Origin of the sequence: Citrobacter sp. Cb028, assembly GCF_030336705.1 — a bacterium.
GTDB lineage: Bacteria > Pseudomonadota > Gammaproteobacteria > Enterobacterales > Enterobacteriaceae > Citrobacter > Citrobacter braakii.
The window spans coordinates 1-20,103 of the sequence record NZ_JAOWCZ010000023.1; the positions used below are offsets into that span (position 1 = coordinate 1).

The window sequence follows — 20,103 nt, forward strand, 5'->3', positions numbered from 1 at the left end:
CCGGAAGAAAAAGCTCGTGGTATCACCATCAACACTTCTCACGTTGAATATGACACCCCGACTCGCCACTACGCACACGTAGACTGCCCGGGCCACGCCGACTATGTTAAAAACATGATCACCGGTGCTGCGCAGATGGACGGCGCGATCCTGGTTGTTGCTGCGACTGACGGCCCGATGCCGCAGACTCGTGAGCACATCCTGCTGGGTCGTCAGGTAGGCGTTCCGTACATCATCGTGTTCCTGAACAAATGCGACATGGTTGATGACGAAGAGCTGCTGGAACTGGTAGAAATGGAAGTTCGTGAACTTCTGTCTCAGTACGATTTCCCGGGCGACGACACTCCGATCGTTCGTGGTTCTGCTCTGAAAGCGCTGGAAGGCGAAGCAGAGTGGGAAGCGAAAATCATCGAACTGGCTGGCTTCCTGGATTCTTACATCCCAGAACCAGAGCGTGCGATTGACAAGCCGTTCCTGCTGCCTATCGAAGACGTATTCTCCATCTCCGGTCGTGGTACCGTTGTTACCGGTCGTGTAGAGCGCGGTATCATCAAAGTTGGTGAAGAAGTTGAAATCGTTGGTATCAAAGAGACTGCTAAGTCTACCTGTACTGGCGTTGAAATGTTCCGCAAACTGCTGGACGAAGGCCGTGCTGGTGAGAACGTTGGTGTTCTGCTGCGTGGTATCAAACGTGAAGAAATCGAACGTGGTCAGGTACTGGCTAAGCCGGGCTCTATCAAGCCGCACACCAAGTTCGAATCTGAAGTGTACATTCTGTCCAAAGATGAAGGCGGCCGTCATACTCCGTTCTTCAAAGGCTACCGTCCGCAGTTCTACTTCCGTACTACTGACGTGACTGGTACCATCGAACTGCCGGAAGGCGTTGAGATGGTAATGCCGGGCGACAACATCAAAATGGTTGTTACCCTGATCCACCCAATCGCGATGGACGACGGTCTGCGTTTCGCAATCCGTGAAGGCGGCCGTACTGTTGGTGCGGGCGTTGTTGCTAAAGTAATGAGCTAATTATTGATTAATTAGCTTTGAGCTTAAAAAGGGCGCTTCGGCGCCCTTTTTGCTGTCCGCGATTTAGCAGTTGTCATATTTATTCGCATTTTTCATTCATTCTCCCGCTGCGTAAATAGCGTTGTGCTATTGTAATCATAACTATTCTCATTTACACTTTGCGCAGAAATTGAACGGGAGCGATCATGTACGTTTGTTTGTGTAATGCGATAAGTGATAAAAAAATACGTCAGGCTGTTCGCCAGTTTCATCCTCAGTCCTTTCAGCAATTGCGTAAATTTATTCCTGTTGGAAATCAATGTGGTAAGTGCATTCGTGCTGCCCGCGAAGTCATGCAGGATGAATTAACGCAAATGCCAGAATTTAAAGAGATCGCCTAAGTCACACTCTTTTTTTTGACATCCCTGTAGCCCCATCTACGCTCTAAGAGTGGAAGCGGAGGGACTATAAAATGAAAGGTGATGTTAAAATCATAAATTATCTCAATAAACTATTGGGAAATGAGCTTGTCGCAATCAACCAGTATTTTCTCCATGCTCGTATGTTCAAAAACTGGGGACTGACTCGCCTCAATGATGTTGAGTACCATGAATCTATCGATGAGATGAAACACGCTGATAAATATATCGAGCGTATTTTATTCTTAGAAGGGCTCCCAAACTTACAGGATCTTGGTAAGTTGGGTATAGGCGAAGATGTTGAAGAGATGCTGCAATCCGATCTTCGACTCGAACTCGATGGAGCTAAAGATTTACGTGAAGCCATTGCCTATGCCGACAGCGTCCATGACTACGTTAGCCGGGATATGATGATCGAAATCCTTGCTGATGAAGAAGGTCACATTGACTGGCTGGAAACGGAACTGGATCTGCTCCAGAAGATGGGACTCCAGAACTATCTTCAGGCACAGATTCGCGAAGCGTAGACGCAAACTTTGCAGAGCGGCAGGCCTGCCGCTCCTTTCAGTACCCGATAACACCTGAGCTTTGCGCGCTGAAAATCAACCAGCCTGCCAGTCCAAGCCACGGACCGAACGCGATAAGCGGTATCGACGTCCTTCGGGTAAGGCGTAGGATCAGCCACCAGACAATGCCCAGCAATGATGCAGCGAGTAAAATGGGCGGTAGCGCTGGCCATCCACACCAGGCACCCATCGCCGCCAGTAGCTTAGCGTCACCCAGGCCGATGCCCTCTTTTCCCGCGAGTATTTTGCATCCCCACCAGACCAGCCATAGCGTCAGATAGCCAGCGACAGCGCCGTACAGCGCGTAGGATAACATCTCTCTGTCGTAAACGCTGTGATACATCAGACCGAGCCAGAGCATCGGCTGCGTCAGCACATCCGGCAGCAGGTACGTCCGGAGATCAATTTGCGCCAGCGCGAAAATAAACCAGAACAGCGTCATGATGGCAATCGCATCTGACATTGAAGGGACAAACGCGGCGCTAAGCGCAAAAACACAAGAACACGCCAGTTCAGTCAGTGGGTAACGCCATGAAATTGGCTTAGCGCAGGCCTGGCAACGCCCCCGCTGCCACAGCCAACTGAATAGTGGAATAGTGTTACGCACCGATAGCCTGTGCTGGCAGTGCGGACAGTGCGACGGAGGCCAGGCGATATTCCATGTTTCGCTGTGCCGATGCTCAATCATGATCGGCAGTCGATAAACCACTACATTCATAAAGCTGCCGACTATCAGCCCGACAAATGCCATTGCTGCAATGTTAATGAGTTCCGTCATTTCCCCACCGGATAGAGTTCAAGGGCTTCCACCGCAATCTCCCCGGCGACCGGGCGGGCGCTAAACGTGAGTTGCGAAACCTGTATTCCCTCATTTTGTAGGGTATTAAGCCACGCAAATAATGGTTCGGTTTTGACAACGGGAAGCGAGATCGCAAAATGATCGGGAGTGGATGTCACAACGCTGATATTCAGACCTGCCTGCTGCGCGCTATGTTGTATCAGTGCCGGATCGGTCTTTGTGCCCGGTCTACTGGCAACTAATCCGCGACGCTGAATCGCCTCATTTACCCACAGGATCTCACTCCTGAGACGATCATTTTCCTGCCTCTGCTGTGCAATAGCGTTATCCAGGGGCTGAACCACGCCGTACCAGAATCCCGCCAGCAGACAGAAAACGGCGAGGAATATCAGACTGCGTTGCTCTCTGCCGTTTTTTTCGCTCCACCAGCTATTCATATTCATTTGCGCTCCTTCAGGGTCAGCCGGACGCTATCTGTCGTCCCTTCTGGCGGTTGAGTCAGGATAAATTCGTCGTTTGTCTGCACCATAAAGCGGCGAAGATGTTCCGGATCGCGAACGTTGAGCGTCAGGGTAAAAAGGCGTTGTTCGAGCCGGTAGTTGACCTCGCGGATGGTAAGCCCCGGCAATGTGCTTAATCGGGTCTGAAGCTGAGTCAGTAACGTCAGCACATCCGGATAGCGATCCCTCGCGGACGATTCGAAGAAATATTTAAAATTGCTGTTGCGGTTATCACCTGGGAAATAGCGGTTCCACAGGGTGGCACCTTCCGCTGAGAGTGCCTGTTTCTGTTGATGAAGCTGCCAGAGCATCACCCCTTTCAGCCCTGAGAAGAGCGCTATTGCCAGGGCAAATGTTGCTATGGCGGCATATTTCAGCAGACGCGGGGTCGGTTGTGTCGGAGGCAAAGGGCGGAAGCTGCCGTGTAATACGTTAATGTCCTGAATATTATCGCTATTGCAGGCACACGCCAGCGGTGGCTGCCAGTCAAGGTATTCGACATGAGCGTGAGGCACAGGAAGCGGGCTGGCGCTGATGATTTTTTGCTCTGTATGGCTGGCGAGTAAATGCGTGAGCAGTGTTTCACTCAGCACGCCTGTTTTCCACGCGTCGTAACGGATTAACCATCGCTCATCTTGTTTTAGCAGACTCCAGCTATCCGTGACATACGGCAGCCAGAAACCATCCGGAACGATATACGTCAACGTCACGCCAGCTGTGCGGAAAGTCGTCAATAGCTCGTTCAGCGTGGTCCTGGCGATCCCGGCGAGATGGAGCGTGTTTTCCTCTCTGGCGAGAACCGTCCAGTGCAGGCTGTCCGTATCACCGACAACGGCGTCCTCCACCAGCCAGCCCAGCGTTTGTTCACTGATTTTGTAGTTTTCCGTCGGTAATTCGACGCGGCGAAAACAGAAATAATCAGGTGACAGGAACAGGCAGGCGTTACCGGCATCCGGCAGGTCGGCCAGCGCGTTCGGCTGGAGGTAAGCCGCCTGTTCAACAATAACCGGAGGCTGTGCCTCGTTGGGGCAGCACCATTCCAGTTTTCCCGGCAGCGGACGTAGCAGTAATGTGTCTGGCGTCATTTAGTTCCCTTTAATGGTCGCGCGCCACGCTTTTGCGGGCTGTAATAAACAGAGCCTTTCTTTTGGGATCGTATTCCAGCTGGCTGATGGTGTTCCCCGCGCTATCGCCCTGTTCGATAGTCGTTTCAAGGCGGAAGTAACGACTGGTCGCCACCGCAATGCTTTTGAATGTGGTCTGCGACAGCTTATGAGCCGGATTATCCTTATCGAATGTCTTTAACAACGTCTCAATGCTGATTTTGCGTCCTTTGCGCGGGGTATCAAAAAAGCGCTCAATCTCGCGTGGCGGGACAGCATTATTGAGCATCGCCGCAAGCAACGGTGCATCCCGGCGCGTCAGGGTGTTGATGTTGATTTTTAGCTCATCATCAGGCAGCGCGCAGAGTAGCGGGGAGATTTGCTGGTAAAGAGAAAGCGTCATGCCTTTGATTTGTTTGAGCTCACTGATTGACCAGATACGCCGTCCGCCAATGGTGTGGGGGTCATTACTTGTCTGGTAATACTCATTTTCGGCACCGGAGGCGCGTGGAATATCGTCTTTATCGACGTAGTCGGCGATAGCGTCAACCAGCGCCTCAGCCTGGGCATTGGTGACGCCAACGTTGTCCAGCAGTGCCAGAAAGACGCTCACGCTGGCGGGCGGCTCTTTCATTCGATCGGTCGGGACGTTAATCAGCGCATTAATGTTGTAACAGGCCTGCTCGTCAGATAGCTGCCAGCTAACAACATCGCCGCTGGCGAGCTCAATACGCTGCGGCTGCGCCCAGAGCTGCTCGTGAGTGAGGTATTTCTCATTATCCCGCAGATCCTGTTCAAGAATGCGCATGGCCTGGCTTTCAGCCAGCTCTGCCAGCCAGTTTTGCTGTAGCCGCATCCGGGTGTAGCTGGTGCGCTTGAGGTTAATCTGATAGCGCACGGTCATTTCGCTGGCCAGCGCCGCCATAATCGCCAGGATCATCAGTACTACCAGCAGCGCCACGCCCTTTTGCCGGGTCATTGCTGTTCTCCTGGCTGGCGGTTCTCTGGCAAGAGCGTCAGACGAGTTATCGTGCCGGAATCAGCAAGTTTAAGAGTGACTTCCATCGCGCCAGGAGATGGGGTTGTCGCCGTGTCCGTCCACGCTTTCTCTTTACTGTTGTAATAACGCAACGTGAAGGCGTTCACACCATTGAGCATCGGCTGAGTGATGGCCGCGGTTGCATCTTCCGGGTAGCGCCAGAGCGTGCGGTATAAAGTATGATCCTGCAGATACCACTGAACTCGCTGGATATCGGGCGCACAGCAGGCGCCAGGATAACTGTTACTGCTGGCTGTCGTCAGCATAAGCGTCTCTTTTTCGCCCTGCAATTGGGTTACCGGCACCCGCTGTCGGATATCTTTATCCAGCAAATTGACGGTACGCACGATGGCGGAAAAACGCTGCTGATGCTTTTTGGTCTGCTCGTTACTGTCAATTGTCGTCGTCAGCATCTGCGCCGTCAGCAGGCTGAGCGTGGCGAACAGGGCAATAGCCAGTAAAACTTCCAGCAGGGTAAAGCCGCGCTGTTTCTCAGGGCGGGGAGACATTTTGCGGTCCTCCTTGCGGCGAGGGGATAAAGCGCTGCAGGCGGATCTGCTGTTTGTCCTCAAGAGCGACGTCTGCTGTCCAGGTGCTGAGGCCAGAAGCATCGGCGGGTGAGACTGTCAACGACCAGGCCCAGCGGCGTTTACCCATTATGCTGCTGCCCGTGGCGGTTTTAGCGGGGCTCTGCCCGGCCAGTTGATAGGTTTTGAGCACATTATCCGCTACCCAACCGGCAAGCACCTGTTCTTCCATTTTTGCGGTGGCGCTAACCTGACCGTGCAGGCTGTTGAGTAGCGCGAGGGAGCAGGTGGCGAAAATGAATATCGCCAGCAGCACTTCCAGAAGCGTCATTCCTGATTGCCTTTGGCTCATCGGCTTTCGCCTCGGGTGAGCACCAGCGGCAGCCCGCCGGTGCTGGCGAGCGTGAACAGCAGCCTGTTATTTTTTCGGCTGCGGATGTGTAGCGTAAACGGCGTAATTTCACCGTCCGGGTGAATCAGAATTTGCGGCGTGCCGACGGATTGCCTGGCGAGCGACGCTGGGAACAGAGCCACCTGCCAGTCATTTTCCCACTTGCCCTCGGTCGCCAGGCGATAGAACTGTGTTGGCGTCTGCCAGCGATTGCCAATCGGTGTGACGATGCGCCAGCCTTGTTCGCGGATCTCGATGCCGGTACTGCGGTCCTCCATGGTTGACCAGTCAGCGGCATATTCAGTCAGTGCCGCCAGCTGTTCGGCTGCAGTAATAGCTTTCGCGGTATCATTTTGTCGCCCGTAGGTCATCATCACCAGCGAGGCGCCAAGCGCGATAATCGTCAGCACCAGAATGACTTCCAGTAGCGTGAATCCCTTCTGCCTCATTCCGATTATTTCGCTTTACCCAGTTCCCAGTTAGTAATGTCGTCAGCGGTGCCGGGTTCACCGTCCTGACCCGCGGAGAGAATATCGTAATCGCCGTGTTCACCAGGGCTTACCAGCAGATACTCATTACCCCAGGGATCCTGTGGCAGACGCTTGATATATCCCTTCGCGTTGTAATTTTCCGGGATTGGGCTGGCGGTCGGTTTTTCGACCAGCGCCTTTAGCCCCTGCGCCGTCAGCGGATAGCGATAGTTATCCAGTTTGTACATATCCAGCGCATTCTCCAGCGCCACGATGTCGCTGACGGCTTTCTGGTGATCGGCTTTGTCTTTATTGCCCATTAAACTGGGAACGACCAGGCTTGCGAGGATGCCCAAAATAACCAGCACCACCATCATCTCCAGCAGCGTAAATCCTCGCTGCTTATGTGCATCACTATTCACGTTTTATCCTTAACTTACCAATGAGTTGAGTTGCAAAATGGGTTGCAGAACCGAGACGATGATGAACAGCACAATCATCGCCATCGTAATAATCAGCGCGGGTTCAAACAGCGCCAGCGTCAGCGCTATGCGGTTTTGTAGCAGTGTTTCCTGCTGGTCGGCGGCGCGCGCCATTAGCTCGCTGAGCTGGCCGCTTTTTTCCCCGGAGGCAATCATGTAGAGCATCATCGGCGGGAAGAGATCGCATTTTTCCAGGGCGAGATGAAAGCCTGAACCCTGGCGCACGCGCTCCGCAGCCTGACCCAGCCGCTGACTAATTTCTCGGTTACCGATGCCTTCGGTTGCCAGCGTCATCCCTTCCAGCAGCGGAACGCCGCTGATATTAAGAATGCTCAGGGTGCGCAAATAACGGGCGCAGTGGATAGCGCGCAGCAGGGCGCGACTGAGTTTGAAATCAAGAAGCCAGCGGTCAAGCAGATGCCGTTTGCCGGGGCGGGTGAGCCAGTGGCGAAACAGGAAACAGGCAATCAGCAGCAATGCGATTACCCACAATCCGTAGTGGCGCATGGCACCACTGATTGCCAGCAACACGCGCGTGGACATCGGCAGCGCTTCTTTCATATGCAGAAACTGCTCTACGATTTTGGGCACTACGGTGGTGAGCAGGATAGCGACGACGGCGAGCGCCACGCTGGTCAGCAGGGAAGGATAAATCAGTGACTGGATGAGTTTACTGCGTGTTGCCTGTCGTAACTCATTGTAGTCAGCCAGCTGTTCCAGCACACAGCCGAGCTGTCCGCTTTTTTCGCCGGCTTTAACCAGCGTGCGGTAAACGGAATCGAAGATCCGCGGCCAGGCGGCCAGCGATTCGGAAAGCGTATGTCCGGCGAGGATCCGTTCGCGCAGGTCGTGTAGCACCAGCCCCAGTTTATTATTTTTGTTCTGCCGGCCAATAACGAACAGCGCCTCTTCAAGCGGTAGCGAAGCGTTGGCCAGTGTGGCGAGCTGGCGGGTGAACAGCGCCAGTTCACTGCCGCTAAGCCGTAAACGAGGCGTTTTTTTTACCGTCCGGAACAGCGAAATGACCTTTTTCTCATTTAACACCAGCGGGTGCAGACCCTGGGCGCGCAGCGCCTCGCGCGCCTCTTTGCTGCTGGTGGCATCCAGCGTTCCATGGTGAGTCGTGCCGCTGTCATCCATTGCCTGCCACTGATATTTCATCGCGTATCCTCTTGCGCAGAGGTGACGCGCATGACTTCCTCAAGCGTGGTTTCGCCTGCCAGCACGCGCAGCAGGCCGTTCTCCTGCAGGCTCCGACTTTGCTGGCGCAGGCACTGTTCCAGGGCGTGTTCATCGGCGTCGCGATGGATGATGCTGCGCATAGTTTTATCCACCAGCATAATTTCATGAATCGCCAGTCGCCCCTGATAGCCTGTTCCCCGACATTCGCCGCATCCGCAAGCCTGCCAGATTGTCTGAGCGGTGGGATCGAGCACGTGCAGGAGGGATTTCTGAGAGTCAGGAATGGGAGTATGCACGCGGCAGGCTGGACAGAGGCGACGCACCAGGCGTTGGGCGATAACGCCGCTTAGCGATGATGAGAGCAGGAAAGGTTCGACACCCATATCCCGTAATCGGGTGATCGCACCGCAGGCACTGTTAGTGTGCAGGGTGGAAAGCACCAGGTGTCCGGTGAGCGATGCCTGAACCGCTATCTGCGCGGTTTCGGCGTCACGAATTTCGCCGACCATGACGATGTCCGGATCCTGGCGCAGGATGGCGCGCAGTCCCCTGGCGAAAGACATATCCACCCGGCTGTTTACCTGGGTTTGTCCGACGCCTTCCAGCTCGTACTCGATGGGATCTTCGACGGTCAGGATATTACGCTGGGGGGAATTCAGCTCGGTGAGAATCGCATACAGCGTGGTGCTTTTTCCCGACCCCGTCGGGCCGGTGACGAGAATGATGCCGTGCGGCTGCTGTACTAAACCCTTCAGCCGCAGGCTATCCACCGCCGATAGCCCCATATTCTCCAGCGTCAGGCGCAGACTGTTTTTATCCAGCAGACGCAGCACGGCTCTTTCGCCATACTGCGAGGGTAACGTCGAAACGCGGACATCAATATTTTTGCGTCCGAGGCGCAGGGAAATACGCCCATCCTGCGGCAGTCGTTTTTCGGCAATATCCAGTCGTGCCATTACTTTGATACGCGAAATCAGCAGCGGCGCCAGTTTTTTAGCGGGCTGAAGGACTGGCTTAAGGACGCCGTCGATACGAAAACGCACCACCAGAGATTTTTCGAAGGTTTCGATATGCACATCCGACGCGCCTTCCCTCACGGCTTCATGAAGGACCGCGTTGATCAGTCGGATAACCGGTGCGTCGTTTTCATCACTGAGCAGATCGGCGTTGTCGGGTAACTCCTCGCTCAGCGCCGTCAGGTCGATCTCCTGATCGATATCCTGGGCAATCTGCCGGGACTCTCCGGCGCCGTGCTGGAAAAGTTGCTCCAGGTGGTCGTCAAATTGCGCTGGCGTCAGGCGGCTAAAGCGCTGGCAGGCAACGCTGGCCTCCAGTACGTTTTCCAGCGGCGTGTCGGTGCGGTAGAACAATTCATCCGCCGCGACCGCGATACCAAATTTTTGCCCCAGCGCGTAATTAAGCGGCAGAGGATGCTGAGGAGGAATGCGCGTCCATAAGTCAGTCATGTTGGATCATTCCCGGAAGGGATTGCGCGATGGCTGGCCGTTGGGTGCGTCGGTCGGCACATCGAAATTCAGCTCTTTAAGCATCGGGCGTTCTTCGTCCTTCACGCCGACCAATCCACTGGATTGCTTATCAATACGCTGCTGCTGTAACTCACGAAATCGGGTGTACTTATCCTTTGAGAGCGAACGATAAACCTCGTCGTCGCGAATAATGGTCGGCCTGATAAAGACCATCAAATTACGCTTCGCATTTTCCGTTGAGGTGTAGCGGAATAGCTGTCCGAGAACAGGGATATCGCCCAGCAGCGGTACTTTGGAAACCTGCTCTTTGCTTGAATCATCCAGCAGGCCACCCAGTACCACGGTTTCGCCACTTTTGACCAGCACGGCATTCTGGATAGTACGGGTGTTGAACGTTGGGCCGAGATCGCTGGCATTACCGGAAGCGGTATCGACGCTCGACACCTCCTGCTCGATCTCCATCAGCACCGCGTCGCCTTCGTTGATTTGCGGTGTGACCTTCAGTTTGGTGCCGACGGTTTTACGTTCGACCGTATTAAAGACGTTGTCGCCGGAGGTCGTTTGCGAGCCGGAAAGCACCGGCACATCCTGGCCGACATTAAACGACGCTTCTTTGTTATCCAGCGTCACAATGCTGGGGGTGGCGAGGATATCGTTTTTGTTGTCGGAGGAGAGCGCGGTGAGCAAGACGCTCCAGTCCCCCTCAAAGAAGCCCGTCGCCAGTCCGTTAAAACTGCTTAACGCGCTGGCGATAGGATTGTCGCTGGTCATCGAAGCGTTTTTATCAAACTGGCGCGCGCCTCTTGAGGCGTCGAAAATCGGCAGCCCCGTTTTGGTAAACTGCTGACCGCCGACGTTGCTGTTGGCCCATTGCACGCCAAGATTCAGACCGTTGCCATCCTGGACTTCCACAATGATGGCTTCAACCAGTACCTGGGCGCGGCGAATATCCAGACGAGCGATGACTTTTTCCAGCTCCTGCATGGTGCTCTGGTCGGCGGTAATGACCACCGAGTTGGTTTGTTCATCGGCGTTAATCGCGACATCCCGGGAAGGGGTAGCCACGCTCTGCGAAGACGACTGCTTGTCTTCCGTCAGTTTGGTTGACACGCCGGTCAGCACTTCAACGATTTTAGTGGCTTTGGCGTATTTCAGATAGAACACGCGGGTATTGCCCTGCGTGGTCTGTTCGATATCCAGTTTAGCGATTAAAGATTTCATCCGCTGGCGCACATTGTCCGGCCCGCTGATAAGAAGGGCGTTGGTGCGCTTGTCGGCGACAATTTTAGGCAGCAGGATCTGCGTTGGGTTTTCCTTTGACTCTTCGCGAATCAGGCTGTTAATTACATCAGATAAATCAACTGCCGAGGCGTAGCGCAGTTTGATAAGCTCACGTTCCTGAGTACCGATAACATCGACCCGTTTCACAACCTCAAGGATGCGATTGACTATATTGGCTTTACCGGTGATCAACAGCGCATTAGAAGGATCATAGTGTACGACGTTGCCAATGCCGCCGCTGTCCATCATCTGGCGTAATAGCGGAGCCAGATCGCGTACCGGGACATTTTTCAGCGCCACGACGCGGGTGATAAATTCATCGCCGACCGCCGGTTGCGACTGTGCCAATACTTTTCCCGGCGCGGTCTTAAGCGTTGCGGAGCGAACAACCTTCAGCAGGCCGTTATCCAGGGTGATAACCGAGTAGCCGTAGATATCGAGAACGCTGAGAAAAAACTGGTAGTATTCCTCCTCGTTGAAACTGTCAAAGCTGCGAACGGAGATTTTTCCCTGGACGGACGGATCGATCAGAATGGTTTTGCCCATTTGCTTACTGACCGAGGTAATAAACTCCCGGAGATCCGCATCCTGGAAGTTTGCCGAATATTGCGCTGACATGGTTTGAAATGGAAAGGAGCAAAACTGTAGCGCCAGTATCCATGCAGCCGTTTTTTTAATTCCTTTGCGCAATTTTGTCGTCCTTAAGGTTAATCATTCTCAGTAACGGATACATTCACCAGCGCTTCCTGACCGTTTCGTATTACGGTGAACTGGGCAGAGTTTAAGGTTACAAATTCCTGTAGTGCCGCTTTTGCTGACGCTTCCTGAGTTAGCGGATGGTTGTTCATTTTGATCGCAATATCGCCAGGCCTGAGTCCGGTTGCTATAAAACGTTCAACCGGACCACGGGCGTTTAATCTGACGCCCTGTAGCGCTTCCTGCTGATAGATAAAGTTAGTAATAATGATGTCGCTGAGGGAATTTGGCGCGCTGTCATGTGGCAGCGATGGTGCCGGTGCCCTGGAGGATATATCAGGCTCATCAATAAAAGCGATGCGTTGCCGGGAGCCATTGTTATCAATCGTCACGCTATTATTATCAATATCCGTAATTTTTACGTCAGGGAGATCGTCAAGCTTATCTCCGGTACTGTAAAATTTTGCTTTCTTATTAATGGTGATAATAGCCTGTGAACGTGTTTTTAGCGTGCTCGCAATAATGCCATTTAGCTGGAGGTCGAGCATCGAATTTTTAATTGAAACATCTTCTTTATTATCAGTCGCGTTTTCCCTACTGTTTTTCGGTAAATTCATTGGCAGCCTGAGGACAACGGACGTTATTGAGTGACTGGTTTTGTTTTTCGTATTGGTCGAATCAATAAAAAATCTATAGGCATATAACGAATGAATAATAACAATGGCACCGACAAAAAACATAACGCAGTACAGCACATCGTTACGCTTTCTCTTAAATATAAAGGTAAATTGCTTTGCGATAACATCCATTGTTAATAGCATGCCTGTTCTTTTCGGGAGAAGCATGATATAGGCTTACTTTCAGGTTTTCAATTTAATCGTCGGAACATGTCGTTTAATTCAAATATAAAAAATTGATAATATTTACCTGGCATATAATAAGTTAAATACCCGCATCAATTACTGGAACTTATCGATGACTGAACGCGAATTACCGTATGCAATTTACTCTTTTTCGCAACATACCCTTATCAAGAATATCTTTATTCATGAGCTGGGCGCGGGCGATGTGGGCGTATTATGCGGCAAACCGGGGTGTGGTAAATCGACGATTATTTATCAGTTAGGTAAGAATTTTCCCGGCAGGGTAGTGGTGTTTACCGCCACTGGTTTATCTGGTTTCTGTCAATTGACACACACGGCGTGTACGCACGGAAAACTCCAGCCAGATTGGCGAGATGTGAGAATTAGCCGTTTCTGGTCAACGCTGATGCCTGCCCTTAGTCCGGCAGCGCAACCAATAATAATTGTCATTGATAATGCTGACGCACTCGCCAGACATCTTCCGGCATTTGTCGATAATTTCCGTCATCTGGCGGCTTCATTTGACGCTGGCGCCAGCTTGCTACTGGTGGGGGGCGAAGCGCTCAGGCGTAACCGACGACTTAAACGGCGTGTTACGTTATCGGCGATCATCGCTGCGCCGACGGACGATGAATATCTTGATTTTATGCATCAACAGCAACTGTGTGAGGCGGATGGCGAGCCTGTGCGGATGCGTCATGAATTTGTGCGCAAAGCGGTTCGGGCAGTGCAGGGAAACCTGGCGTTGCTGAGGCGCATCGCCCGGGCGGCGAGAAAAATGGCAACGGACAGGCAAGCGGATGTGTTAACCGCTCAACAGGAAAAATTGTTGCTGGAAACATTTACTCTACGCTCTTGCGTATTGCGCAAGGGAATATTGCCCGGACTTTACGCTGCGCTGGCTTTGACGTTCGGCTGGCTGGCGGTCGATGTTTTTCCCCTTCAACTTCCTGTGCCCGCCGGGTTAACGGTGGCGATGACGCAAAAAAAGGAAAACCTGCCGGATATTAGCGATGCACGGGGAGGATTACGCGACGCCATGCAGCAATTATTCAGCGTCTGGGGATTCGACACAGCGCATGACGAGGCATGGTGTGACCAGGCCGATCGCGCTGAGTTGGTGTGCGAAAGCGGCAAGGAACGTTTAGATAACCTCATCAGGCGCGGGTTGCCGTGGATCGCGCATTTGAATATCGATAAACAACCGGTCTACGGTGTTGTGATGCGTGTATCAGGAAACGAGCTGGATCTTATCATTGATAATAAAACCTGGATCATCAGTCAGGAGTGGCTGGCGAAGCACTGGCAGGGAAATTATACCCTGATGCTCAATTTAACGCCTGACAGGAAAATGCAGATCGGTGAAAAGAGTCCGGCGGAAACCATCATCTGGTTTGATACGATGCTGAGCCGCGCGCTGGGTGTTCCCGGCGATAAATCAGGCTCATGGACGCCATGGTTAATCGAAAAGGTCAAAGCATTCCAGCAGCGGGAGAATTTGCCTGTGGATGGTAAGCCGGGAAAAGAGACGCTGATAAGGCTACGTCAGAGTCTTGGAGACGCGCCGGTATTAATCAATGAGGCGGCACCTGTGCTCACACATGTGTCATCTAAGGAGCGTGTGTGATGATGCACATCTATCAACCCATTGATGCGAAAACAGTGTTGAGTTGCCGCTGGCGGCAGGCGCTGCGTTCCTGTTGCTGGCTGTTGTGGGTCAGCCTGATGCTAATGTGCGGCTACTACGGACATTATGTCTGGTTGGTGCGCCATCCGACAACCGCCACGCAGGGAGTGCCCGATTCTCAGGCGTATCGACTCTCGGATGTGCATTACATTTTTAAGCGGAAGCCTCTGCCGATACGCATCGATTTACCCACCCAGAACGAAGAGGGTGACAGTATGTTGGAAGAGATACCCTATGATGAAGCGTCCGAGCAGGAAGTGCCGGATGGCGAAGTATTGCGCTCACGTGTGCAACAAGCGCTGAGAGAAATCGATGGCAAATAGCCATAATCACTTGCATCCGTACTGGCTATACGTATAATACGCCAGCCTGTCAAATCTGACGGGTAGTTCGATATGAACTGTGGCGGTTTACCGTCAACAACGCTCCCAATCAGGGGGCTACGTAAGAACGGTTACACTCTCCCATCAATCGTAATGGGTTTGAGGAGTAACTATTTCGTCTATAAAATAATTGGAGCTCTGGTCTCATGCAGAACCAAAGAATCCGTATCCGTTTGAAAGCGTTTGATCATCGTCTGATAGATCAATCAACCGCGGAAATCGTCGAGACTGCCAAGCGCACTGGTGCGCAGGTTCGTGGTCCGATCCCGCTGCCGACCCGCAAAGAGCGTTTCACCGTTCTGATCTCCCCGCACGTCAACAAAGACGCGCGTGATCAGTACGAGATCCGTACTCACAAGCGTCTGGTTGACATCGTTGAGCCAACTGAAAAAACCGTTGATGCTCTGATGCGTCTGGACCTGGCTGCCGGTGTAGACGTGCAGATCAGCCTGGGTTAATCAGGTCATCGAGCGATTGAGAGGTTGATACAATGATTGGTTTAGTCGGTAAAAAAGTGGGTATGACCCGCATCTTCACTGAAGATGGCGTATCTATCCCAGTAACCGTTATCGAAGTTGAAGCAAACCGCGTTACTCAGGTTAAAGATCTGGCTAACGATGGCTATCGCGCTGTTCAGGTTACCACCGGTGCTAAAAAAGCTAACCGCGTAACTAAGCCGGAAGCTGGCCACTTTGCTAAAGCTGGCGTAGAAGCTGGCCGCGGCCTGTGGGAGTTCCGTCTGGCAGATGGTGAAGAATACACCGTTGGTCAGAACATTAGCGTTGAACTGTTTGCTGACGTTAAAAAAGTTGACGTAACCGGTACCTCTAAAGGTAAAGGTTTCGCTGGTACCGTTAAGCGCTGGAACTTCCGTACCCAGGACGCTACTCACGGTAACTCCTTGTCCCACCGCGTTCCGGGTTCTATCGGTCAGAACCAGACTCCGGGCAAAGTGTTCAAAGGCAAGAAAATGGCAGGTCAGCTGGGCAACGAACGTGTAACCGTTCAGAGCCTGGACGTAGTACGTGTTGACGCTGAGCGCAACCTGCTGCTGGTTAAAGGTGGTGTTCCGGGTGCGACCGGTTGCGACCTGATCGTTAAACCAGCTGTGAAGGCGTAAGGGGATAGCAATGGAATTAGTATTGAAAGACGCGCAGAGCGCGCTGACTGTTTCCGAAACTACCTTCGGTCGTGATTTCAACGAAGCGCTGGTTCACCAGGTTGTTGTTGCTTATGCAGCTGGTGCTCGTCAGGGTACTCGTGCTCAGAAGACTCGTGCTGAAGTAACTGGTTCAGGCAAAAAGCCGTGGCGCCAGAAAGGTACCGGCCGTGCGCGTTCAGGTTCTATCAAGAGCCCGATCTGGCGTTCAGGTGGCGTGACCTTCGCTGCTCGTCCACAGGACCACAGTCAAAAAGTTAACAAAAAGATGTACCGCGGCGCGCTGAAAAGCATTCTGTCCGAACTGGTACGTCAGGATCGTCTGATCGTTGTCGAATCATTCTCTGTAGAAGCGCCTAAAACTAAGCTGCTGGCACAGAAACTGAAAGACATGGCTCTGGAAGATGTGCTGATCATCACCGGTGAGCTGGACGAAAACCTGTTCCTGGCTGCGCGCAACCTGCACAAGGTTGACGTACGCGATGCAACTGGTATCGACCCGGTTAGCCTGATCGCCTTCGACAAAGTCGTAATGACTGCTGATGCTGTTAAGCAAGTTGAGGAGATGCTGGCATGATTCGTGAAGAACGTCTGCTGAAAGTGCTGCGCGCACCGCACGTTTCTGAAAAAGCGTCTACTGCGATGGAAAAAACTAACACCATCGTTCTCAAAGTTGCTAAAGACGCGACCAAAGCAGAAATCAAAGCTGCTGTGCAGAAACTGTTTGAAGTCGAAGTCGAAGTCGTTAACACCCTGGTAGTTAAAGGGAAAGTTAAACGTCACGGACAGCGTATCGGTCGTCGTAGCGACTGGAAAAAAGCTTACGTCACCCTGAAGGAAGGCCAGAATCTGGACTTCGTCGGCGGCGCTGAGTAAGTCGGAGGAGTAATACAATGGCAGTTGTTAAATGTAAACCGACATCTCCGGGTCGTCGCCACGTTGTTAAAGTGGTCAACCCAGAGCTGCACAAGGGCAAACCTTTTGCTCCGCTGGTTGAAAAAAACAGCAAATCCGGTGGTCGTAACAACAATGGCCGCATCACCACTCGTCACATCGGTGGTGGTCACAAGCAGGCTTATCGTATTGTTGACTTCAAACGCAACAAAGACGGTATCCCGGCAGTTGTTGAACGTCTTGAGTACGATCCGAACCGCTCCGCGAACATCGCGCTGGTTCTGTACAAAGACGGTGAACGCCGTTACATCCTGGCCCCTAAAGGCCTGAAAGCTGGCGACCAGGTTCAATCTGGCGTTGATGCTGCAATCAAAGCAGGTAACACCCTGCCGATGCGCAATATCCCGGTTGGTTCTACCGTTCATAACGTAGAAATGAAACCAGGTAAAGGCGGTCAGCTGGCACGTTCCGCTGGTACTTACGTTCAGATCGTTGCTCGTGATGGTGCTTATGTCACCCTGCGTCTGCGTTCTGGTGAAATGCGTAAAGTCGAAGCAGACTGCCGTGCAACTCTGGGCGAAGTTGGCAATGCTGAGCATATGCTGCGCGTTCTGGGTAAAGCAGGTGCTGCACGCTGGCGTGGTGTTCGTCCTACCGTTCGCGGTACTGCGATGAACCCAGTCGACCACCCACATGGTGGTGGTGAAGGTCGTAACTTTGGTAAGCACCCGGTAACTCCGTGGGGCGTTCAGACCAAAGGTAAGAAGACCCGCAGCAACAAGCGTACTGATAAATTCATCGTACGTCGCCGTAGCAAATAATTTTAGAGGATAAGCCATGCCACGTTCTCTCAAGAAAGGTCCTTTTATTGACCTGCACTTGCTGAAGAAGGTAGAGAAAGCGGTGGAAAGCGGAGACAAGAAGCCCCTGCGCACTTGGTCCCGTCGTTCAACGATCTTTCCTAACATGATCGGTTTGACCATCGCTGTCCATAATGGTCGTCAGCACGTTCCGGTATTTGTTTCCGACGAAATGGTCGGTCACAAACTGGGTGAATTCGCACCGACTCGTACTTATCGCGGCCATGCTGCTGATAAAAAAGCGAAGAAGAAATAAGGTAGGAGGAAGAGATGGAAACTTTAGCTCAACATCGCCATGCTCGTTCTTCTGCTCAGAAGGTTCGCCTTGTTGCAGACCTGATTCGCGGTAAGAAAGTGTCGCAGGCTCTGGATATTCTGACCTACACCAATAAGAAAGCGGCTGTACTGGTCAAGAAAGTCCTGGAATCTGCCATTGCTAACGCTGAACACAACGATGGCGCTGACATTGACGATCTGAAAGTTACGAAAATTTTCGTAGACGAAGGCCCGAGCATGAAGCGCATTATGCCGCGTGCAAAAGGTCGTGCAGATCGCATCCTGAAGCGCACCAGCCACATTACTGTGGTTGTGTCCGATCGCTGAGACTCTGGAGACTAGCAATGGGTCAGAAAGTACATCCTAATGGTATTCGCCTGGGTATTGTAAAACCATGGAACTCAACCTGGTTTGCGAACACCAAAGAATTCGCTGACAACCTGGACAGCGATTTTAAAGTACGTCAGTACCTGACTAAGGAACTGGCTAAAGCGTCTGTATCTCGTATCGTTATCGAGCGTCCGGCTAAGAGCATCCGTGTGACCATTCACACCGCTCGCCCGGGTATCGTTATCGGTAAGAAAGGTGAAGACGTAGAAAAACTGCGCAAAGTCGTAGCGGATATTGCTGGCGTTCCTGCTCAGATCAATATCGCCGAAGTGCGTAAACCTGAACTGGATGCAAAATTGGTTGCTGACAGCATCACTTCTCAGCTGGAACGTCGTGTTATGTTCCGTCGTGCTATGAAGCGTGCTGTACAGAACGCAATGCGTCTGGGCGCTAAAGGTATTAAAGTTGAAGTTAGCGGCCGTCTGGGCGGCGCGGAAATCGCACGTACCGAATGGTACCGCGAAGGTCGCGTACCTCTGCACACACTGCGTGCTGACATCGACTACAACACCTCTGAAGCGCACACCACTTACGGTGTAATCGGCGTTAAAGTGTGGATCTTCAAAGGCGAGATCCTGGGTGGTATGGCTGCTGTTGAACAACCGGAAAAACCGGCTGCGCAACCTAAAAAGCAGCAGCGTAAAGGCCGTAAATAAGGAGCGTCGCTGATGTTACAACCAAAGCGTACAAAATTCCGTAAAATGCACAAAGGCCGTAACCGCGGTCTGGCGCAGGGTACGGATGTTAGCTTCGGCAGCTTCGGTCTGAAAGCTGTTGGCCGTGGTCGTCTGACTGCCCGTCAGATCGAAGCAGCACGTCGTGCTATGACCCGTGCAGTTAAGCGTCAAGGTAAGATCTGGATCCGTGTATTCCCGGACAAACCGATCACTGAAAAGCCGCTGGCAGTGCGTATGGGTAAAGGTAAAGGTAACGTGGAGTATTGGGTTGCCTTGATTCAGCCGGGTAAAGTCCTGTATGAAATGGACGGCGTACCGGAAGAGCTGGCCCGTGAAGCATTCAAGCTGGCAGCAGCGAAACTGCCGATTAAAACCACCTTTGTAACTAAGACGGTGATGTAATGAAAGCAAAAGAGCTGCGTGAGAAGAGTGTTGAAGAGCTGAACACCGAGCTGCTGAATCTGCTGCGTGAGCAGTTCAACCTGCGTATGCAGGCTGCAAGTGGCCAGCTGCAACAGTCTCACCTGTTGAAGCAAGTGCGTCGTGATGTCGCACGCGTTAAGACTTTACTGACTGAGAAGGCGGGTGCGTAATGACCGATAAAATCCGTACTCTGCAAGGTCGCGTTGTTAGCGATAAAATGGAGAAATCCATCGTTGTTGCTATCGAACGTTTTGTGAAACACCCGATCTACGGTAAATTCATTAAGCGTACGACCAAACTGCACGTACATGACGAGAACAACGAATGCGGTACTGGTGACGTGGTTGAAATCCGCGAATGCCGTCCGCTGTCCAAGACCAAGTCTTGGACGCTGGTTCGCGTTGTAGAGAAAGCCGTTCTGTAATACAGTAGGCATTCTCAACGAATAAACGGCTCAGCGATGAGCCGTTTATTTTTTCTACCCATATCGTTGAAGCGGTGTTATAATGCCGCGCCCCCGATATGGGGCTTTTTTAACGACCTG

28 protein-coding genes are annotated in these 20,103 nt (G+C 52.4%); 16 read left to right on the forward strand and 12 right to left on the reverse strand.

Annotated features, from left to right (window positions below; translation table 11 throughout):
- From tuf to bfr, 3 genes are all read left to right on the forward strand, one after another.
- Positions 1 to 1,026, forward strand: a 1,026-nt coding sequence (gene tuf, locus OGV75_RS01880; RefSeq protein ID WP_189624548.1) for an elongation factor Tu, incomplete at its 5' end; no start/stop codon positions are given.
- Positions 1,027 to 1,211: 185 nt separating this feature from the next.
- The gene (gene bfd, locus OGV75_RS01885; RefSeq protein ID WP_003031111.1) at positions 1,212 to 1,406 is read left to right on the forward strand and encodes a bacterioferritin-associated ferredoxin; all 195 of its coding nucleotides are present in this window, start codon (positions 1,212 to 1,214) and stop codon (positions 1,404 to 1,406) included.
- A gap of 71 nt (positions 1,407 to 1,477) precedes the next feature.
- Positions 1,478 to 1,951, forward strand: a complete 474-nt coding sequence (gene bfr / locus OGV75_RS01890) for a bacterioferritin (RefSeq protein ID WP_016154761.1) — start codon at positions 1,478 to 1,480, stop codon at positions 1,949 to 1,951.
- Between the two features lie 37 nt (positions 1,952 to 1,988).
- Here the strand turns inward: bfr and OGV75_RS01895 are convergent, their stop codons facing one another.
- The 12 genes from OGV75_RS01895 to gspC are packed head-to-tail and all read right to left on the reverse strand — an operon-like array spanning position 1,989 to position 12,756.
- A complete protein-coding gene (locus tag OGV75_RS01895; RefSeq protein WP_286480306.1) occupies positions 1,989 to 2,768 on the reverse strand; it encodes a prepilin peptidase in 780 nt (259 codons plus the stop codon).
- Positions 2,765 to 3,232, reverse strand: a complete 468-nt coding sequence (locus OGV75_RS01900) for a type II secretion system protein M (protein WP_046274617.1) — start codon at positions 3,230 to 3,232, stop codon at positions 2,765 to 2,767. The genes OGV75_RS01895 and OGV75_RS01900 overlap by 4 nt, the downstream gene beginning before the upstream one ends.
- On the reverse strand, positions 3,229 to 4,374 hold the full coding sequence (gspL, locus tag OGV75_RS01905) for a type II secretion system protein GspL (RefSeq protein ID WP_131405407.1): 1,146 nt from the start codon (positions 4,372 to 4,374) through the stop codon (positions 3,229 to 3,231). The genes OGV75_RS01900 and gspL overlap by 4 nt, the downstream gene beginning before the upstream one ends.
- 10 nt (positions 4,375 to 4,384) lie before the next feature.
- A complete protein-coding gene (gene gspK, locus OGV75_RS01910; protein ID WP_286480308.1) occupies positions 4,385 to 5,371 on the reverse strand; it encodes a type II secretion system minor pseudopilin GspK in 987 nt (328 codons plus the stop codon).
- Entirely contained in the window at positions 5,368 to 5,940 is a 573-nt protein-coding gene (locus tag OGV75_RS01915; protein WP_286480309.1) for a type II secretion system protein GspJ, read from the reverse strand. Before OGV75_RS01915 ends, gspK begins: the two co-directional genes overlap by 4 nt.
- Complete coding sequence (gene gspI, locus OGV75_RS01920) at positions 5,924 to 6,310, reverse strand: type II secretion system minor pseudopilin GspI (protein ID WP_016154755.1); 387 nt, start codon at positions 6,308 to 6,310, stop codon at positions 5,924 to 5,926. Before gspI ends, OGV75_RS01915 begins: the two co-directional genes overlap by 17 nt.
- Positions 6,307 to 6,798, reverse strand: coding sequence for a type II secretion system minor pseudopilin GspH (gene gspH / locus OGV75_RS01925; RefSeq protein ID WP_047358910.1), 492 nt, complete (start codon positions 6,796 to 6,798; stop codon positions 6,307 to 6,309). Before gspH ends, gspI begins: the two co-directional genes overlap by 4 nt.
- A 5-nt stretch (positions 6,799 to 6,803) precedes the next feature.
- Positions 6,804 to 7,241, reverse strand: a complete 438-nt coding sequence (gene gspG, locus OGV75_RS01930) for a type II secretion system major pseudopilin GspG (protein WP_016154753.1) — start codon at positions 7,239 to 7,241, stop codon at positions 6,804 to 6,806.
- A 9-nt stretch (positions 7,242 to 7,250) separates the two neighbouring features.
- Entirely contained in the window at positions 7,251 to 8,462 is a 1,212-nt protein-coding gene (gspF, locus tag OGV75_RS01935) for a type II secretion system inner membrane protein GspF (RefSeq protein ID WP_131380208.1), read from the reverse strand.
- Positions 8,459 to 9,949, reverse strand: coding sequence for a type II secretion system ATPase GspE (gene gspE, locus OGV75_RS01940; protein ID WP_286480310.1), 1,491 nt, complete (start codon positions 9,947 to 9,949; stop codon positions 8,459 to 8,461). Before gspE ends, gspF begins: the two co-directional genes overlap by 4 nt.
- Before the next feature lie 6 nt (positions 9,950 to 9,955).
- Entirely contained in the window at positions 9,956 to 11,941 is a 1,986-nt protein-coding gene (gspD, locus tag OGV75_RS01945) for a type II secretion system secretin GspD (protein ID WP_049041697.1), read from the reverse strand.
- Positions 11,942 to 11,958: 17 nt separating this feature from the next.
- Entirely contained in the window at positions 11,959 to 12,756 is a 798-nt protein-coding gene (gene gspC / locus OGV75_RS01950; RefSeq protein ID WP_286480311.1) for a type II secretion system protein GspC, read from the reverse strand.
- Positions 12,757 to 12,922: 166 nt separating this feature from the next.
- On the opposite strand from gspC, the gene OGV75_RS01955 reads away from it, so the two are divergent.
- From OGV75_RS01955 to rpsQ, 13 genes are all read left to right on the forward strand, one after another.
- Positions 12,923 to 14,437: a peptidoglycan-binding protein gene (locus tag OGV75_RS01955; protein ID WP_286480312.1), complete on the forward strand. Its 1,515-nt coding sequence runs from the start codon at positions 12,923 to 12,925 to the stop codon at positions 14,435 to 14,437.
- Complete coding sequence (locus OGV75_RS01960) at positions 14,437 to 14,820, forward strand: type II secretion system protein GspB, cryptic system variant (RefSeq protein ID WP_053388935.1); 384 nt, start codon at positions 14,437 to 14,439, stop codon at positions 14,818 to 14,820. Before OGV75_RS01955 ends, OGV75_RS01960 begins: the two co-directional genes overlap by 1 nt.
- Before the next feature lie 206 nt (positions 14,821 to 15,026).
- Positions 15,027 to 15,338, forward strand: a complete 312-nt coding sequence (rpsJ, locus tag OGV75_RS01965; RefSeq protein ID WP_001181005.1) for a 30S ribosomal protein S10 — start codon at positions 15,027 to 15,029, stop codon at positions 15,336 to 15,338.
- A gap of 32 nt (positions 15,339 to 15,370) precedes the next feature.
- Entirely contained in the window at positions 15,371 to 16,000 is a 630-nt protein-coding gene (gene rplC, locus OGV75_RS01970) for a 50S ribosomal protein L3 (protein WP_003031117.1), read from the forward strand.
- A gap of 10 nt (positions 16,001 to 16,010) precedes the next feature.
- Positions 16,011 to 16,616: a 50S ribosomal protein L4 gene (gene rplD, locus OGV75_RS01975; protein WP_003031119.1), complete on the forward strand. Its 606-nt coding sequence runs from the start codon at positions 16,011 to 16,013 to the stop codon at positions 16,614 to 16,616.
- The gene (gene rplW / locus OGV75_RS01980; protein ID WP_000617546.1) at positions 16,613 to 16,915 is read left to right on the forward strand and encodes a 50S ribosomal protein L23; all 303 of its coding nucleotides are present in this window, start codon (positions 16,613 to 16,615) and stop codon (positions 16,913 to 16,915) included. The genes rplD and rplW overlap by 4 nt, the downstream gene beginning before the upstream one ends.
- 17 nt (positions 16,916 to 16,932) lie before the next feature.
- Positions 16,933 to 17,754, forward strand: a complete 822-nt coding sequence (rplB, locus tag OGV75_RS01985; RefSeq protein ID WP_016154746.1) for a 50S ribosomal protein L2 — start codon at positions 16,933 to 16,935, stop codon at positions 17,752 to 17,754.
- A 16-nt stretch (positions 17,755 to 17,770) separates the two neighbouring features.
- Positions 17,771 to 18,049: a 30S ribosomal protein S19 gene (gene rpsS / locus OGV75_RS01990; RefSeq protein WP_001138115.1), complete on the forward strand. Its 279-nt coding sequence runs from the start codon at positions 17,771 to 17,773 to the stop codon at positions 18,047 to 18,049.
- Positions 18,050 to 18,063: 14 nt separating this feature from the next.
- Entirely contained in the window at positions 18,064 to 18,396 is a 333-nt protein-coding gene (rplV, locus tag OGV75_RS01995; RefSeq protein WP_000448832.1) for a 50S ribosomal protein L22, read from the forward strand.
- Between the two features lie 17 nt (positions 18,397 to 18,413).
- Positions 18,414 to 19,115 carry a 30S ribosomal protein S3 gene (gene rpsC / locus OGV75_RS02000; RefSeq protein WP_000529945.1) on the forward strand — a complete coding sequence of 234 codons (702 nt, stop codon included), beginning with the start codon at positions 18,414 to 18,416 and terminating at the stop codon, positions 19,113 to 19,115.
- A gap of 12 nt (positions 19,116 to 19,127) precedes the next feature.
- The gene (rplP, locus tag OGV75_RS02005) at positions 19,128 to 19,538 is read left to right on the forward strand and encodes a 50S ribosomal protein L16 (protein ID WP_000941212.1); all 411 of its coding nucleotides are present in this window, start codon (positions 19,128 to 19,130) and stop codon (positions 19,536 to 19,538) included.
- Positions 19,538 to 19,729: a 50S ribosomal protein L29 gene (gene rpmC, locus OGV75_RS02010; RefSeq protein WP_000644742.1), complete on the forward strand. Its 192-nt coding sequence runs from the start codon at positions 19,538 to 19,540 to the stop codon at positions 19,727 to 19,729. The genes rplP and rpmC overlap by 1 nt, the downstream gene beginning before the upstream one ends.
- The gene (gene rpsQ, locus OGV75_RS02015) at positions 19,729 to 19,983 is read left to right on the forward strand and encodes a 30S ribosomal protein S17 (protein ID WP_003031120.1); all 255 of its coding nucleotides are present in this window, start codon (positions 19,729 to 19,731) and stop codon (positions 19,981 to 19,983) included. The genes rpmC and rpsQ overlap by 1 nt, the downstream gene beginning before the upstream one ends.
- Positions 19,984 to 20,103 lie beyond the last annotated feature (120 nt).